Below are 15,772 nucleotides of genomic sequence, written 5' to 3'. Positions count from 1 at the left end.
TCTTCTAACATTAAACTTTATGCTCATTTGAAGCAAAGTTTACTAAAAAATAATATACATCACCGTAGGACTCACTATGATCTTAGATAAGTTACTAGGCAATCAATCTGTAATTATATCACTGGATGTAGACAATTTTTTGTTTGAACGATTACAACAAATTAAAGAAGCTGGTTTTGACTTAGTTGAAATTAATTCAACCGATCAAAAATTATTAGCTCAAGCAATTGCCCTCTACCCGTCTCTTAAAATTGCTGCTGGCGGTGTGATTGATACTCAACAACTTGAAAATTGTTATCAGGCAGGTGTGCATTTTGCAACTAGCCCTGGTTATCTACCCGCAATTGCCCAAACCGCCAACGTTTATTCATTCAATTACCTACCCGGTGTGGCTACCATTTCAGAAGCCATGGCGGTGATGAGTCTTGGATACACCCATGTTCGCCCCTTCCCAGCGGATTTGGCTTTTTGTACCCTTTTAAATAAATGCCTTCCTCATCTAAAGTTATTCCCCGCTGAAATTGAATGGGAAGAGGCAGAACATTTCCTGAATTTACCTGCAGTAGCTGCAGTGAGTATCCATGATCCAGATACAAAACAACTCAACGCGCTTACCACAAGCATTTTGGCATAGCCCTAAGCTTTTTACGGGACTCTACTATTTAATATTTTCTTAATATTACATAGCCTATAATAATTGTAACCACAGTAATCTTATAGGCTTGTTTCTATGCTTACTGATCTTATTTTAAATACAGCAGTAACTACTCTTTCTACTCATAATGGGAAATCTAAAGATGATCCCAACATCGGCAAATACAAACAAGGCATAAGAGTACTTACTCAATTTATTACCCAATGCAAAGAAGACAAGAAACTTAACCAACCATTAGCTCATATTGCCAAAGAAATGAAAGAAGGAACAGGGAGTCTGTCCGCAGAAATTGAGAAGCAGAGTAGTGGAAAGCGTACCTGGACTTTAATTTTTGCTTTAGCAGCATTGGCAATAGAGCGTAAACAAGATCTACCTAAGGAGCATGCTGAAGTTGAATCTATAGATAAATTGTTATCTGGCCTAAGCAATGGATGGGTTAATAATTTTGGTTCTCTAGGATTAACAGGAGTAACATTTAATAAAGAGGCAATTAATAACATTCTAGAAGGAATGACAGGTTGGATTAATAAATATGATGTCAAACAAGGTGATCAAACCAAGCATGAAGTTTTATTAGCGCTTTATGCTGCGGCCTCGGCACTTGAGGAAAAGATATCCAGTTTAAAGCTGGTAACGGTACCAGACGAATATAAAAAAGCTATGCGAACAGTAAAAGAATTGATCGCAGATAGATTTAAAGAATTAAAAACACAATTGGAACTTGAGCGCAGGCAAGATGCTCAAGTAAATGGTGGCTTGCAAGAGCTACTCCCAAAGGAAGAAGTTTTATATCGGCAGTTCAAAGAACAACTAACGCATTTAAAAGCACAACAAGCGCAAAAACAGCAAGAACTGGATACTTCAGAAGAAAACTTTACTCGAATAGATACATTGCAAAAACTTTTAAAACGTCCTTCAGTAAGCGAAGAAGAGAAAATAAAACTATTTTGGAAGGAATATTCGACTCAAAAGCAATTCAATCAACTTCTAGTCGATCTTGATGTACCAGAAAAAGAGAAACCCGGATGGATAGCATACTTTAAATACCAACATGGATCGTATAGAGAGCAAGCAGTCTCTGCATTCCGGACCGGGAGCTGGGGGCTTTTTCGTTTTTTGGGTGGAGTTCCAAGCAACACGATTTCTTTAGAAGTACTCACCAGTAAAAGTGATGCTGCCATAAAACCTCTACAAGCCATTCACGCTCAAATCGAACAGCAAAAACTAATTCCGGATGAAGAAAAACCATCTCAACTCGTTAACAGTATAGAAAAAGATTTAAAAAACCTGGACGGATTAAAAAAACTAAAAATGGAATCAATAGAAAAAGAATATCTCGATGTTATGGAACACAAAACAACAAATACATTAGAGAAGATAAATAGTGATATTGAAGAATTTAAAAAAAATTTGGAAAAACAAAAGGAAATCGTTAACTCTCTGAAAGCAATTCATGAAAAAATTGAAAAACTAAAAAAACACCTAGATTGTACTGATGTAGAAAAAGCTTTTGGATTATTTCTGAATGAAGCGGCTAATACCATTAGCTACATGGAAAACCCATTACCTTCTGACATACCCGCAGCAGCAAAAATTACTGCCATAGACAGGTCGATAGATAGAGCACTCGTAAACGTACAAGGACTCCAATTAAGTCTCAATCATATGGTAAAAGAATGTACTAGCCAAAAAAAAAATGTCATTCAATTAGTGACTGAATTTGTCAGCTCCAAAGAAAAGACATGGGGCCATACATTATTATCCATCTTTTCACCTTCTTACAAAACAATGTTTAATGAGTTAAAAAGTGCATTAGATCTAAATGAAACTGAACAAAGTTTTAATCAGGTGAAAGCCGTGTTGGGCATAACAGATGATCCTTCAGCAGAGAAAAGAATTGCAAGTCAATTTAAAGAATTACAAGAAAAAGCAATGGAGGCTTTGGGTGAAGAACATATAGAAGATATACCAACTTACGGAAAAAGCTTATAAGAAAAATTGACGTAGGCTCTTCAAGAGTAATGAGGTGCGATTACGAATCCTGTTTGTTCACCACTAAATCCAAAAGAAAGAATCCAGCGCCGATACAAATCGCGCTATCCGCTACATTAAAAGTAGCGAAATGATGATGTTTATAATAGACATCTAGAAAATCAATCACATAACCATGAAAGGCTCTATCGAACAAATTACCAACTGCCCCCCCTAAAATCAGGCTGATTCCGGCTAAAAGCAATTTAGCCTGGCTTGCAGTACGATATAACCAGATGACAAGGATCATACTGACGATCAGACTAAAACCGGCAAAAAACCATCTGTGCCAATCTCCAGCACCGCTCAAAAAACTAAATGCGGCGCCAGAATTATAGGCCAGGGTAAGATTAAACATGGGAAAAACAGGCAATGGTTTATACGGAGTTAGAAGTACCCCTACCAAGTATTTGCTTGCTTGATCAAAAACAATTACTGCAAAACTAAGTAAAAACCATGGCCATTTTTTCATATAAATTGCCTCATTTCCTCTTGACCACTAATATTGCCAACACAACGTAAACACAATTCAGGATGCTGATTATCTTGGCCAACATCAGGTCTTCGGTGCCAACAACGAGCGCATTTCTCATGCGAACTTGCAGAAACTGCGATAGAGACACCATATGGTGTAGTGGATAATCCAGCTGGAACTGAGCTCATCGGATGTACGATTGCCCCAGAGGTGATTAATAAAAAGCGCAATTCTTCGCCCAAACGAGTGAGCTTAGGCAATACTTTATCGTCCGCATATAAGGTTACTTCTGCAGCTAAGGCAGAACCAATTTCTCCTTTTTGGCGCGTTTCCTCTAAAGCCTTATTGACCTCGTCACGAATTAAATGCAGTTCGTCCCAGTCCGCCATATTCACATCGTCTATTTTTGGCCATGCATCATACCATAGCTCGGTAAACACGGACTCTTGATTGTAACCAGGGATATAGCGCCCTATTTCTTCGGCGGTAAAAGACAATATCGGTGCAAGCCAAAGCGTGAATGCACGAACTATATGATACATCGCAGTTTGGCAGGAACGTCTCGCTTTACTTTCTTTTGCAGTGGTGTATTGTCTGTCCTTAATCAAATCAAGATAAAAACTTCCCATATCTACCGCACAGAAATTATGAATTTTTTGATAAATAATATGAAATTGATAGCTTTCATAGGCTTCTATAATTTCTTCTTGTAACAGTTGGCTGCGTTTTAATGCCCATTTATCTAATTCCAAAAGATTTTTGTCTTGTACACAATCCACTGCTGGATCAAAATCAAATAAATTTGCCAACAAAAAGCGAGCGGTATTCCGGATTCTTCGATAAGCATCTGCATTTCGTTTGATAATTTCATCCGAAATACTCACTTCATGCCGATAATCTGTCGACGCTACCCATAAGCGCAAGATATCAGCACCATGCTGATTGACGAGTTGATCTAAAGCGACATAATTTCCTTTGGATTTAGAAAGCTTTTTACCCTCAGCATCGACAGTATAACCATGGGTCAATACCGTTTTATAAGGAGCAACTCCATACATGGCTACTGAAGTAGTGAGTGACGAGTTAAACCAACCGCGATGCTGATCGGATCCTTCAAAATAAATGTCTGCGGGAAAAGCCAATGCATTATTTTGCCGCAAAACACAGAAGTGGGTTACACCGGAATCGAACCACACATCCATAGTGTCATTAATTTTGTCATAAAACTCAGCATCATTCCCTAGTAATTCTCTTTTATCCAATTCAAACCAGGCATCAATACCGGATTTCTCAATTAGTAAAGCAATCTTTTCAATGAACTCCAGTGTATTGGGATGCAATTCACGTGTCGTGTTATGAACAAATAAAGGCATGGGGGTTCCCCAAGCTCTTTGTCTTGAGATACACCAGTCAGGCCTATTCTCAACCATATTGCTAATACGAGCCCTACCCCAATCAGGAACCCAGGTTACTTTATCAATTTCTCTGACAATATGTTCTCTTAACTTACTTTTATCCATGGAGATAAACCATTGAGGCGTAGCTAAGAAAATCATAGGTGATTTATGTCGCCAGCAATGAGGGTAACTGTGTCTGATATTATCTTTCGCTAAAAGAACACCTTTTTCAGCCAAAACTCCCAAAATGGTGTCATTCGCTTTTAATACAGAAAGTCCAGCAAACAAAGCTACATCATCAGCAAAACAACCATTTCCTTTAACAGGATTAATTAAGGGTAAATTATAGGCTTGTCCTACCAGATAATCATCTGGACCATGAGCAGGTGCAGTATGCACACTTCCAGTACCTGATTCAGTAGTAACATGCTCCCCTAATATCACGGGTACAACGCGATTATAAAAAGGATGTTTTAATTTCAAATGTTCAAAAACTTTTCCCTTTGCCGAGCCACGAATAGTATATTGACTGATCTCATAACGAGCCATCGCAGATTCGACTAAATCGGTGGCAAGAATCAAATAAGAATCGCCTGTATCGACTAGAGAATAATCAATTGTTGGATGCAAGCATACCGCTTCGTTAGCAGGTAAGGTCCACGGTGTAGTAGTCCAAATAGGCAGGCTTAGCGGTTTTGTTTCTGCGTTTACACGAAATAGGTCAATAAACTCTTCAGGTTTTTCTGCAAAAAAAGCAACATCTATTGATGGTGAAGTCTTCTCATCATAGTCGACCTCTGCTTCTGCCAAAGCAGAACCACAATCAATACACCAATGTACGGGTTTAAAGCCTTGTTGCAAATGGCCGTTTTTGATCATCAAACCGAGTGCGCGAACGATATTCGCCTCATAGCGAAAATCCATAGTAACATAGGGATTATACCAATCTCCAAAAACCCCCAGTCGTTGAAATTCATCACGTTGGATGTCGATTTGACTGGCAGCATACTCACGACATTTAGCACGAAATTCCTTGGCGGATACCTTATCGCCAACACGACCTATCTTTTTCTCTACATTCAGCTCTATAGGTAATCCATGACAATCCCATCCAGGGACAAATGGTGCATCATATCCGCTAAGTGATTTAGATTTAATGATAATGTCTTTAAGAATTTTATTTAACGCATGTCCGCAATGTAAATGACCATTTGCATAAGGAGGACCATCATGCAAAATAAAACGCTTACTTCCAGCACGTGCTCTACGAATTTGTTCATATACCTTTTTGGTCTGCCAATTGGCCAAAACTTCAGGCTCTCGAGTAGCCAAGCTTGCCTTCATTGGAAATGAAGTATTCGGAAGATTTAATGTATCTTTATATTCTGCCATAAGGTTCACTCTGCGAAATCGTTAAATTTTGGTGATTACTCACCCCAAATCAGGGTACAGCCGCATTGAGTGCTTCTCGAATGAAACGGATGGTGTACCGCACATCATCCATTACAATATTTTTCATTCAGCTTGCATTCAAATCGACACCCAGATTTTGATATTGAGATAGTTCATTATAATCCCTGAGGAATTCTTTTGCCGCCGCAATATCATCATAAATCTGCGCAATTAAAGCATCCACTGAAGTGAATTTAACCTCATCACGCAATTTGTGCAAGAAAAACACCTGCAATAATTCGCCATAAATTGACTGTTCAAAATCAAACAGATGCACTTCTAAAATATTCTTGCTTCCATCCACTGTCGGGCGACGTCCGACATTGGCTACGCCATACACTATTTTGGATGCGATTCGAACTTGAACTACAAATACACCCTGTAAAGGCAACGCAGTACGATGAAGTGCAAGATTTGCCGTAGGAATTCCCCACTGACGACCCCGACCGTCACCATGTAATACACGACCACAAATACTATACAGCCTGCCTAAATATTTTGCTGCTGTATTCATATCGCCATGCTGTAAGGCCATTCTAATTCGTGTTGAGCTAATGCGGTCTTCATTAATGCAAAAATTTGAATAAATACTCACATCACAGGCTTGTTCTGCACCAAGCTTCATCAATAAACTCACATCCCCTTCCCTGTTTTTACCAAAACGGAAATCTTCACCTATTAGAAGATGTTTCACATTTAATATAGAAAATAAATAAGTGCGGACAAAATCAGTGGCTGTTGTTTGCGCTAATGCATTATCAAATTTAATACAGTACACATAATCGATCTGACATGAACGCAATACATCCAATTTCTCTCTTAAGCTCGAGAGTCTTGCGGGCGCTTTCTCCTGTTGAAAGTACTCTCTTGGCTGAGGTTCAAATAAAATAAGAACCAAAGGCAACTTTAAGTGATTTGCTTTGTTTCTTAAAGTCTTAAGAAGATTTTGATGGCCCAAGTGCACCCCATCAAAATTACCAATAGTAGCGACCACGCCTTTATCAAAAGCAGAAAAATGTTGAATGCCGCGCAACAATTTCATATATAGTTCAATCGTGTAACTCGGAATCCGATAGTATACTTGTTTTCTAGTCTATTGAGAAATAATAAGAGAAATTCAAAATTGGATATTAGTGGCTATTTGTTGCATGGATTATCTGTAGCCCGGATTAACGCAGCGTAACCCGGGCCCCAATGCATTCAGGCAACATTCTGTCAGCATTATTATTCTTATGCATGCTTCTCTTTCGTGTGTTGCTCTGGTTGAATAGAGCGGACAATCAAAACATCACATTGAGCACCATGTAAAATGGAATTTGCTGTGGAACCTAACAATAATGAAAGACCATGTTTGCCATGACTACCGGTGACAATCAAGTCAATTTGTCGCTCTTGAGCCACTCTTAAAATTTCATTTTTAGTGGAACCAAATTCAATAAATCGGTGTTTTGCATCTACTCCCAATTTTTGACCCAATTCATTGAGCTCTTTTTCAGCTTGCTCACGAATGGATAACTCAACCTCAGCAAATCCGGCAAAACCAGGATAAGCATAAGCAGGAATGGGTTCTACGACATGAACTAATATCAAGTCAGCACCATTCTCATCAGCAATTTTTTTTGCCTTATGCGCTGCTATAATACCAACGTCATCAAAGTCAGTAGCAAACAATACCCTCTTATACATCATTTTCTCCTTAAAATTCTGATGTCTATCTATAGACTAGCAGATTTAAAATTAATTGCATTACAAATAGAGCACGTTTGAGCTCATAACCATAAACTCCCGAAAAAACTCCAATTTTTTTTATATTGTTGATACTTAGTACCGGGTCTTAATAAAACCTTAATGTTTTTTTATTAAACTTATCAACCAAACTTCGTGCAGTTTTTTTTCAACAATCGATTAGGAGTTTTTATGCCTAAAGCCTTCACCCATTTATGCAAAAAAGTTAATCTTAGTTTATATAATGATACTTTGACTGTATATCCCAAACCCGATTTATCAAAAAGTCTTCCCCTTCCACCTGTAAAAAATGAACTAAGCTTACTTTTTCTCTTATTATTTTCTCAAATGGATTGTGTTAGCGCCGAAGTTGATCACTTCTTTATGGAGCGAAAAAATGAATTAGGTGTCTATCGCTTTGTACATCGTGATGATCCCGATCATTATTTATATCATCAAGACAATTTTAAAATGGATGATAACCATTATCATGCTCAATTTTCTATATCGATTGATGAAAAAAAATTAGACAGTATTTTAAGTACATTTGAGAAATACTCTATTATTTCAACAGATGAACATACACGCTTCATCAAAGCATATCATGATGCAAATACTCTTCCTCAAGTTACTCTACAAACTTTAGAGAGTACTCCAGTTGCAGTTGTTCCGAAACCAGTTGCAATTGTTCCGGAACCAATTGCAGCTAATTTGAAGCCAGGTGCAGCTGTTCCGAAAAAAGAATATACTTTTGGAGGGTTTAAAAGAGGATTTTTTAATTCTAATCAAGAATCAGAGCAAAGTAGTTCAGTTCATTCGATTACGAGAGACAACAGTCTGTCCCATTAAAAATCTTTGGCCTTTTGATTAGGCTCTCAAAAAATTCAACGTGTCATTTTTTGGCACGTTAAATTCATCCTTTATATCAATCTTAGTTCTTTATTAACTAATCTTTTCAAGTATTGAGGCGCAGGAAAATAAATCCTAAGATTAGACCTGGGTGCCAATTGAATATTACTCTTAAAAGGAGAATTTGTCGCCTTTGAGTGGTCCAACGCGTAGTATTCCCATCATAACACCTGGCGCATCAGAGAGCGCTCGCTATGCTTGGGATAACAGAATCTATTCGCCGTGTTAAACAACCGCTCTGAAGTTAATCCAAATTTTTATCTCTCAACTGAATACGTTCTTCAGCCTTGGCGATTGCCTTGCGAATGGCTTGAGCCTCTTCTGATTGCTCTGGTGCTAATTTTAATAAACGCTGCCAATAACTTATTGCATCTTCATAGGCATGACTTACAAAAGCATCCATCGCAAGCATCGCGAGTGCATCCGCTTGGTTGGGATTATTTTTTAATAATCGTCTAAATATCTCAGTAATCTGCTCAGTAAATTGTTGATTATTCAATACCCACAAACTGTGTGCATAATTCACTGCATATTGTTCATCATCCGGATTAAACTGATAGGCTTTCGCAAAAGCATTCACTGCATTTTGCTGGTCATTTTGACTACTGTACAAACGCCCTAAAAGATACCAACCCTTAGCACTCTTAGGACTATCATCCAATTTTGCTTTTAATTTATCGATTAATTCTTGAGGACTCTTAACCGATTCCAATATTTTTTTAGCTTGTTCCTGGGACTTCAAGTGGTGGAGATACTCCTGCCAACCGCTAAAACCGCCCCAATAAAAATATCCCGCAAATGCCATCAAAAAAACAGTAGGAAACAATAGCAAACTGGCAATAAAACGGCGTCTGAATGGGTAAACCATGAAAATACAAGCTAATCCAGTTAGAGCGGCTAAGGCTCCTAACAACCACCATTCATTCATAAAAAACTCACCAAATTCAAAAAAATAATCTGGACTCAAGACCCAGATACACCATCTAGTGTCTTATCCGTTGGGCGTAGAATTAGCAAAAAGCACCATAAGACTAAATAACAATAAAACACGGTATATCCCATTGTCTCATAATCAGTCAAATCGATTATGTGCTTTCCTTCTCTCGCATTCTAAAACAAGTCCGCCAAAAAATAATAAACCCCAATACTAAAAATAAAATAGGTCCAAACCACAATAAATAAGTTACTGCCTTAACAGGGGGGTTAAACAAGATAAAATCGCCATAACGAGCAGTCAGATAATCACTGATTTCAGTATCACTCTTGCCCTCTTTAACCATTTGATAAACCTGAGCACGCAAGTCTTTGGCCAATTCTGCATTAGAGTCGGCTAAATCTTGATTTTGACAAACCAAGCAACGTAAATCTTTAAGTAGATGATTAAACTGAGCTTCCTTTTGAGGGGAACCCAAAGGATAAGTACTGTTTGCCCAAGCAGACGAACCTAAAACAATTAAAACCCCCAAAAATATGAAATATACTCGAGCCACTAGGCCTGCTCCAAACGTTTGATTAAGGGTGAAATTTCTTTTTGCCATACCTTTTGTGTCATAATTCCTACATGTCGATATCGGATTATTCCTTGCTTATCAATAACAAACGTTTCTGGCGCGCCATAAACACCTAAATCGATAGCCACTTTTCCATCCCGATCTTCAATGACGAGTTTGTAAGGATTTCCCCACTGTTCTAACCACCGAAGTGCATTAACCGATTGATCTTTATAATTTAGTCCGTAAATTGGTATGCCTTCACGTGCTAATTGCAACATTAAAACCTGTTCATCCACACAGGCCGCACACCAACTTGCCCAAACATTTAACAAAACAACCTGACCACGCAACTGCTTGGAATCAAAAAAAGAATTCGGATCATTCAATTGAGGTAGGCTAAATGGAGGTAATGACTTACCAAGCTGCACTGAAGGAAGCTCATGTGGATTTAAAGATAAACCACGCCAAAGAAAAACACAAAGCAACAAAAAAAGAGTGATTGGAACTAGTTTCCATCCTATTTTTTTCATGCCTTCAACTCCTGAGCGCTGACTACGATCGCCCTTTTTTGATAATATCGTCTATCTGTCAGCGCAAAAAAACCACCTACCAGTATCATAAATCCACCAGCCCAAATCCAGCGTATCAAAGGTTTATAGTATAATCTGACCGACCAGGAATCATTGGTTAATGGTTCACCCAAAGCAACATAGATATCTCTAAATGGAGTTACATCAATTGCTGATTCAGTCATAGCCATTTGACCTATAGTATACAGTCTTTTTTCAGGATAAATTACTTTCGTTTTTCCTTTATAACTTATTTCAAATTGCGCTCTAGTCCCTTTATAGTTTGGTCCGGATAAAGGCTCTTGATTCATAAACTTTACAGAATAATCAAGCAAAACTACTTTTTTCCCGGGTTCCATTTGCACATCATCTTGCACACCATAAGCAGTAGAAACTGCAATACCAATTACTGTAGTTGCAACGCCTAAATGCGCCAGAATCATTCCCCAATAAGCTTGTCCAACTTGAGTTAAACCACGATCAAAAATTCGTCTGTAAGCCGCTTTAACAGTGCTTATAATCACCCAAAACGCGAGAGTTAACCCCATAAAGGCGGAAGCATTAAATTCTTTCGTAGTCGCAATGAGCAAAACCAGAGGAATTAAGAAACTAAGCAAAGCAAGCTTCCAAAGTTTTTTTAATACCCCACGCCAATCATCACTATTCCATTTTAGATGAATACCGATTCCCATCAATAACAACATGGGAACCATCAAAGGAACGAATACTGAATTAAAATATGGGGCGCCTACTGAGAGTTTGCCTAGTCCTAAACCTTCAATAAGTAAAGGGTATACGGTACCCATCAACACGGTAAGCATGATTACTACTAAAAAAACATTATTTAATAATAAAGCGCTTTCCCTGGATAAAGGACTGGGATTACCGTCAGAGTGTAATGTTTGTGCTCTAAAAACAAATAACAATAAAGAACCACCAATAACCAACACTAAAAATCCTAAAATAAATAATCCTCGCTGCGGATCTACAGCAAAGGCATGAACTGAAGTCAAAACACCTGAGCGAACAAGAAAAGTACCAATGAGACTTAAAGAGAATGCAGCTATCGCAAGCAACATAGTCCACGCCTTAAATTGCTGGCGCTGTTCCGTCACTGCTAAAGAATGCAACAACGCAGTGCCTACTAGCCAAGGCATAAAAGAAGCATTTTCTACTGGATCCCAAAACCACCAGCCACCCCAGCCTAACTCACGATAAGCCCACCAGCTTCCCAAGGTAATTCCAGTCGTTAAACAACACCAAGCAGCTAAAGTCCAAGGTCTAGTCCATTTGGACCAGCTGGCTTCTACCTTACCGGCCCAAAGCGCCGCAATGGCAAACGCAAAAGCAACAGAAAAGCCAACATACCCCATATACAACATAGGTGGATGGAATAAAAAGCCAGGATCTTGCAATAAAGGATTCAAATCACGCCCTTGAGTATCCAAAACTTGAAACTGACGCAAAAAAGGATTTGATGTAGTCAGCAAAAAAAGGATAAATCCAATGCTTAACCAACCAAGCACAACTAAAACTCTCGTACGCATTTCCTTATCCAATCCCGAACTGCAAAAAGCCACGAGCAATGTCCAAAAACTAAGGATAGAAACCCATAACAACATGGAGCCTTCATGCCCGCCCCAAACCGCACACAGCTTGTAAAACCAAGGTAAGGAAATACTGGAATTACTCATTACGTAATTTACTGAAAAATCATCTTTTAAAAAGCAAAGGGTCAGAAAAAGATAGGACAAAGCAATAAAGAAAAATTGGCAAACGACATAAGTCTTCGCAGCATCCATCCAATTTGAGCGTTTTAATTGCAATCCAGCCAATGGAATTAATGCAAGCATAATGGAGGAAAGCAAAGCCAAAACCAAAGAAAAAAGTCCTAATTCTGCAATCATGTATGTACCTTTTTGGATAAAGCAGCTTTCACTTCCGGCGGCATATAATTCGCATCATGTTTCGCCAATACTTGTGAGGCGCGAAAATGTTGACTATCAATCAGTTGCCCTTCAGCAACCACACCTTGTCCATCTCTAAATAAATCGGGAAGAATGCCTGTGTAAGTCACAGTTATGGTTTGATCAAAATCAGTTATCTTAAATGATACATCCAAACCTTTTTGTGAACGGATAATGGAACCCTTCTCTACCATACCCCCTATCCGTATAGGGTGTTTTTGTGGTGCCTCACCCATTACCGCCTGGCTCGGAGTATAAAATAAGCTAATATTTTGTCTAAGTGCATATAAAACCAACGCGGCAGCTATAGATAAAATAGACATGGTAAATACTAAAAGGGTTATCTTACGTCTGCGTGCTGGAGTCATTTTTTATCGCTTAAACCATTGTTGTAATTGTCGGCGTGTCTGTTTCCCTTTCCATTTCATCCCTAACAGGTTCATGATCAAAACGATACCCACCAAACCATAGGCTGGCCAGACATACCTGGAGTATCCCCCCATTGCCAACCACTCTAAAAATTGATTCATTTAAATTCCCCTTCAAATTGAATCTTAACCCAAGATTGTCTTTTTTCCCTAAGCAATAATTCTTGGCGTGCTTTTTCTAAAATAATCCACAAGCAATATAAAAAAAATCCGGTTATGGTTAACAACAAAGGATACAGCATGCTGCCATCAATTTTGGGCTTAGCGAAGACTGATAAAGTAGAACCTTGATGTAATGTATTCCACCAATACACTGAATAATGAATAATCGGTAAATCAATGACTCCAACTAAGGTTAAGATAGCGATGATTTTATCGCCATCTTCTTTGTTTTTTACCGTATAGTGTGTTGCTAAAATAGCTGCATAAAGTAATAAAAGAATTAACTCAGAAGTCAAACGTGCATCCCAAACCCACCAGGCCCCCCACATGGGTTTACCCCAAATACTTCCGGTTACTAGGGCCAGAAAAGCCATACTCAGGCCAATTTGAGCAACAATGCTAATTAAAAGACCGGCGATTTTAATACGCCAGATCAAAAGCAATACCGCTAAAAACCCCATCCAGGCATAAAGCATCATCGACAAAAATGCACTGGGAACGTGTACATAGATAATCCGAAATGCATCACCTTGTTGATAATCAGGCGGAGTAAAAGCCAACCCCCAAATGGTACCAACAACTAATGCCACTAGAGCACCCACAGCCAAACTTGGAGTAAGTCGCCCAGCGGCATTATAAAAAAACTTAGGTGATGCTAGTTGATATAATAATTTCCACATAGGAATAATTGAAATCAAAAAAAGCGGATTTTAACACGCATCCCCTTATTCGCAAAATCCGTTTCAAATAAATGCAGTCTCACCACGTCACCCGGAATGGGGAACTCTCCCAGCTACACCTCGTGCTTCATTCGTGGAGATCCCTCGCCATGCTGGGATGACAGCAAAAAGATCCTGGATTACGATGCGCTAATTCAGGTTACAAAAGGCTTCGTTCACTTATTCAACATGGCTGATGCGTATGATACCGGCAATTGCGTAAGGTAAAAATCCCATTGCAACTACCGACATAGCCAATAATAGGGCTAAATAAGCACTAATTGGCAGGTTTTGCATGGCAATATTTACAGTTCCACTTCCAAAAATGAGTACAGGCAAGGTTAACGGCAGCAAAATCAACGCCATCAAAAGACCCTTTTGGTTGATTCCCACTCCAAACGCAGCGGCCAGAGCACAAAGAAATAATAAAGAAGGAGTACCACAAATAATAGTTAGTGCAAGCACTTCGGTTTCCCAAACACTTAATGAAAAAAGTAAGGCGACCAAAGGACATAAAGCGAGTAAAGGAAGTAAATTAAATAACCAATGAGCAATTACTTTTGCAGCAATAAGTAAAGGCAGAGAGTGACCGGAAATAATCCATTGTTCCATTACGCCCTGTTCATAATCTTGTTGAAATAAACGTTCTGCTGAGAGCAGCAAAGATAAAAGTATTCCCATCCAGACTAAGCCGGGAGCAATAGTGCGAAGCAGTACAACCTCCGGCTTAATCGTCAACGGAAACATAAAAAGAAAAATTAAGAAAAACAAGCATGAGTTCACTAAAAAACGTATTTGCCGTATCTGAATAAGTAATTCCCGTTTACACTGTTTGGCAAATATAGAAAAAGAGGAGCTCACAAACAATACTCCTCATAAGCAGATGCATTCAGTGGTAATTGCTGATGCGATGTTAATAAAACAGCCCCGCCCTGTTTTCGATGACTGGCTATTTTATCCATGACCGTTACGATGGCGCGGTCATCTAAAGCAACTAAAGGCTCATCAAGAAGCCATAATTTGGCGCAAGAGAACCATAAACGCAACAATCCAGCTTGCCTTCGCTGTCCGGAAGACAACAAGCCGCACGCCATATCAAGGTGATGTTCGAGATTAAATATCGTAGCGAGTTCCTCAATTGTATTAGATTGATCTTTTTTTAAACTCGCCGCTGATGAGGAGCCGTAATGTAGGTCAAAATAACAATTCTCTCTTAATGTTAAATTAGGGTTAATACCGGCTTTGTGGCCCACAAAACACAACTGGCGTTGATAAGCGGAATAGTTTTTAGCTATATTCTGGCCAAAAAAATGCACTTCACCTTGATGTGGATGAAATAAACCTGCTATTAATTTCAATAAGGTTGTCTTGCCTGCACCATTTCTACCACGCAAATGAAGCAAACCTCCTACAGGCAAATGAAAAGCTACATTATTTAATAAAGGCTGATCCTGATAATCAAAATCAAGGTTAATCACATCAAGCATAGGTCAATGATATACTGTAGGTTGAGTTTCTGGATATTCATGTAGCTAGGGAGGTGCAGGGAAAAAGTTATAATCCCCATGTTCCGCCGCGCTTCCCCCAGGCCACACTGTATGAAGAAATAGTACTCGAACTAGAAAACAAAACAAGTTTTATTTTATATGTTCATTTTCAAAGACTTTTCAAGCTCCAGATCTCTTTTCCCCACAACCATTTCTCTAAACGCTTTCACTGAGGAGGTATCGAGCCTGAAAAACCAAGTGACCAATCCTTGGCATACAGCAAGTATTTTTTCTTATTCAGGT

The 15,772-nt window shown here is 38.8% G+C and carries 16 protein-coding genes; 3 read left to right on the top strand and 13 right to left on the bottom strand.

Annotation, left to right across the window (positions count from 1 at the left end):
- Positions 1–76 precede the first annotated feature (76 nt).
- Both OQJ26_RS15565 and OQJ26_RS15560 read left to right on the top strand, forming a co-directional pair.
- Positions 77–634, top strand: coding sequence for a bifunctional 4-hydroxy-2-oxoglutarate aldolase/2-dehydro-3-deoxy-phosphogluconate aldolase (locus tag OQJ26_RS15565; protein WP_265704644.1), 558 nt, complete (start codon positions 77–79; stop codon positions 632–634).
- Positions 635–730: 96 nt separating this feature from the next.
- On the top strand, positions 731–2,647 hold the full coding sequence (locus OQJ26_RS15560) for a hypothetical protein (RefSeq protein ID WP_265704643.1): 1,917 nt from the start codon (positions 731–733) through the stop codon (positions 2,645–2,647).
- A gap of 40 nt (positions 2,648–2,687) precedes the next feature.
- On the opposite strand, the gene lspA is transcribed toward OQJ26_RS15560, so the two are convergent.
- The 4 genes from lspA to OQJ26_RS15540 all read right to left on the bottom strand — a co-directional run bounded on the left by lspA (position 2,688) and on the right by OQJ26_RS15540 (position 7,696).
- The gene (lspA, locus tag OQJ26_RS15555) at positions 2,688–3,158 is read right to left on the bottom strand and encodes a signal peptidase II (protein ID WP_265704642.1); all 471 of its coding nucleotides are present in this window, start codon (positions 3,156–3,158) and stop codon (positions 2,688–2,690) included.
- On the bottom strand, positions 3,155–5,950 hold the full coding sequence (ileS, locus tag OQJ26_RS15550) for an isoleucine--tRNA ligase (RefSeq protein WP_265704641.1): 2,796 nt from the start codon (positions 5,948–5,950) through the stop codon (positions 3,155–3,157). Before ileS ends, lspA begins: the two co-directional genes overlap by 4 nt.
- A gap of 127 nt (positions 5,951–6,077) precedes the next feature.
- A complete protein-coding gene (ribF, locus tag OQJ26_RS15545; protein WP_265704640.1) occupies positions 6,078–7,052 on the bottom strand; it encodes a bifunctional riboflavin kinase/FAD synthetase in 975 nt (324 codons plus the stop codon).
- Between the two features lie 188 nt (positions 7,053–7,240).
- Positions 7,241–7,696: a universal stress protein gene (locus tag OQJ26_RS15540; RefSeq protein WP_265704692.1), complete on the bottom strand. Its 456-nt coding sequence runs from the start codon at positions 7,694–7,696 to the stop codon at positions 7,241–7,243.
- 231 nt (positions 7,697–7,927) lie between these two features.
- Here OQJ26_RS15540 and OQJ26_RS15535 point away from each other — a divergent pair, with 231 nt between their 5' ends.
- Entirely contained in the window at positions 7,928–8,584 is a 657-nt protein-coding gene (locus tag OQJ26_RS15535) for a hypothetical protein (RefSeq protein WP_265704639.1), read from the top strand.
- A gap of 304 nt (positions 8,585–8,888) precedes the next feature.
- On the opposite strand, the gene OQJ26_RS15530 is transcribed toward OQJ26_RS15535, so the two are convergent.
- The 9 genes from OQJ26_RS15530 to ccmA form a co-directional block, all read right to left on the bottom strand.
- The gene (locus OQJ26_RS15530; protein WP_265704638.1) at positions 8,889–9,572 is read right to left on the bottom strand and encodes a TPR domain-containing protein; all 684 of its coding nucleotides are present in this window, start codon (positions 9,570–9,572) and stop codon (positions 8,889–8,891) included.
- 157 nt (positions 9,573–9,729) lie between these two features.
- The gene (locus OQJ26_RS15525) at positions 9,730–10,182 is read right to left on the bottom strand and encodes a cytochrome c-type biogenesis protein (RefSeq protein ID WP_265704637.1); all 453 of its coding nucleotides are present in this window, start codon (positions 10,180–10,182) and stop codon (positions 9,730–9,732) included.
- Positions 10,134–10,667, bottom strand: a complete 534-nt coding sequence (locus OQJ26_RS15520; RefSeq protein WP_265704636.1) for a DsbE family thiol:disulfide interchange protein — start codon at positions 10,665–10,667, stop codon at positions 10,134–10,136. Before OQJ26_RS15520 ends, OQJ26_RS15525 begins: the two co-directional genes overlap by 49 nt.
- On the bottom strand, positions 10,664–12,613 hold the full coding sequence (locus OQJ26_RS15515; protein WP_265704635.1) for a heme lyase CcmF/NrfE family subunit: 1,950 nt from the start codon (positions 12,611–12,613) through the stop codon (positions 10,664–10,666). The genes OQJ26_RS15520 and OQJ26_RS15515 overlap by 4 nt, the downstream gene beginning before the upstream one ends.
- Positions 12,610–13,041: a cytochrome c maturation protein CcmE gene (ccmE, locus tag OQJ26_RS15510; RefSeq protein ID WP_265704634.1), complete on the bottom strand. Its 432-nt coding sequence runs from the start codon at positions 13,039–13,041 to the stop codon at positions 12,610–12,612. Before ccmE ends, OQJ26_RS15515 begins: the two co-directional genes overlap by 4 nt.
- Before the next feature lie 3 nt (positions 13,042–13,044).
- Positions 13,045–13,203 carry a heme exporter protein CcmD gene (gene ccmD, locus OQJ26_RS15505; RefSeq protein ID WP_265704633.1) on the bottom strand — a complete coding sequence of 53 codons (159 nt, stop codon included), beginning with the start codon at positions 13,201–13,203 and terminating at the stop codon, positions 13,045–13,047.
- Entirely contained in the window at positions 13,200–13,943 is a 744-nt protein-coding gene (ccmC, locus tag OQJ26_RS15500; protein ID WP_265704632.1) for a heme ABC transporter permease CcmC, read from the bottom strand. The genes ccmD and ccmC overlap by 4 nt, the downstream gene beginning before the upstream one ends.
- Positions 13,944–14,162: 219 nt before the next feature.
- On the bottom strand, positions 14,163–14,843 hold the full coding sequence (gene ccmB, locus OQJ26_RS15495) for a heme exporter protein CcmB (protein ID WP_265704631.1): 681 nt from the start codon (positions 14,841–14,843) through the stop codon (positions 14,163–14,165).
- Entirely contained in the window at positions 14,840–15,469 is a 630-nt protein-coding gene (gene ccmA / locus OQJ26_RS15490; protein WP_265704630.1) for a heme ABC exporter ATP-binding protein CcmA, read from the bottom strand. Before ccmA ends, ccmB begins: the two co-directional genes overlap by 4 nt.
- Between the last annotated feature and the right edge of the window lie 303 nt (positions 15,470–15,772).

Origin of the sequence: Legionella sheltonii (assembly GCF_026191355.1) — a bacterium.
GTDB classification, from domain to species: domain Bacteria; phylum Pseudomonadota; class Gammaproteobacteria; order Legionellales; family Legionellaceae; genus Legionella; species Legionella sheltonii.
Note: the sequence above shows the minus strand (reverse complement) of the source record. Positions and strands in the feature narration are given on the sequence as shown.

Bases quoted from the DNA above. Each gene is read 5' to 3' on its own strand.
- OQJ26_RS15560 (WP_265704643.1), top strand. From the start codon at position 731: ATGCTTACTGATCTTATTTTAAATACAGCAGTAACTACTCTTTCTACT.
- OQJ26_RS15540 (WP_265704692.1), bottom strand. From the start codon at position 7,696: ATGTATAAGAGGGTATTGTTTGCTACTGACTTTGATGACGTTGGTATT.
- OQJ26_RS15520 (WP_265704636.1), bottom strand. From the start codon at position 10,667: ATGAAAAAAATAGGATGGAAACTAGTTCCAATCACTCTTTTTTTGTTG.
- ccmA (WP_265704630.1), bottom strand. From the start codon at position 15,469: ATGCTTGATGTGATTAACCTTGATTTTGATTATCAGGATCAGCCTTTA.
- ccmC (WP_265704632.1), bottom strand. From the start codon at position 13,943: ATGTGGAAATTATTATATCAACTAGCATCACCTAAGTTTTTTTATAAT.
- ccmE (WP_265704634.1), bottom strand. From the start codon at position 13,041: ATGACTCCAGCACGCAGACGTAAGATAACCCTTTTAGTATTTACCATG.
- OQJ26_RS15515 (WP_265704635.1), bottom strand. From the start codon at position 12,613: ATGATTGCAGAATTAGGACTTTTTTCTTTGGTTTTGGCTTTGCTTTCC.
- OQJ26_RS15565 (WP_265704644.1), top strand. From the start codon at position 77: ATGATCTTAGATAAGTTACTAGGCAATCAATCTGTAATTATATCACTG.
- ileS (WP_265704641.1), bottom strand. From the start codon at position 5,950: ATGGCAGAATATAAAGATACATTAAATCTTCCGAATACTTCATTTCCA.
- lspA (WP_265704642.1), bottom strand. From the start codon at position 3,158: ATGAAAAAATGGCCATGGTTTTTACTTAGTTTTGCAGTAATTGTTTTT.
- ribF (WP_265704640.1), bottom strand. From the start codon at position 7,052: ATGAAATTGTTGCGCGGCATTCAACATTTTTCTGCTTTTGATAAAGGC.
- OQJ26_RS15525 (WP_265704637.1), bottom strand. From the start codon at position 10,182: ATGGCAAAAAGAAATTTCACCCTTAATCAAACGTTTGGAGCAGGCCTA.
- ccmD (WP_265704633.1), bottom strand. From the start codon at position 13,203: ATGAATCAATTTTTAGAGTGGTTGGCAATGGGGGGATACTCCAGGTAT.
- OQJ26_RS15535 (WP_265704639.1), top strand. From the start codon at position 7,928: ATGCCTAAAGCCTTCACCCATTTATGCAAAAAAGTTAATCTTAGTTTA.
- OQJ26_RS15530 (WP_265704638.1), bottom strand. From the start codon at position 9,572: ATGAATGAATGGTGGTTGTTAGGAGCCTTAGCCGCTCTAACTGGATTA.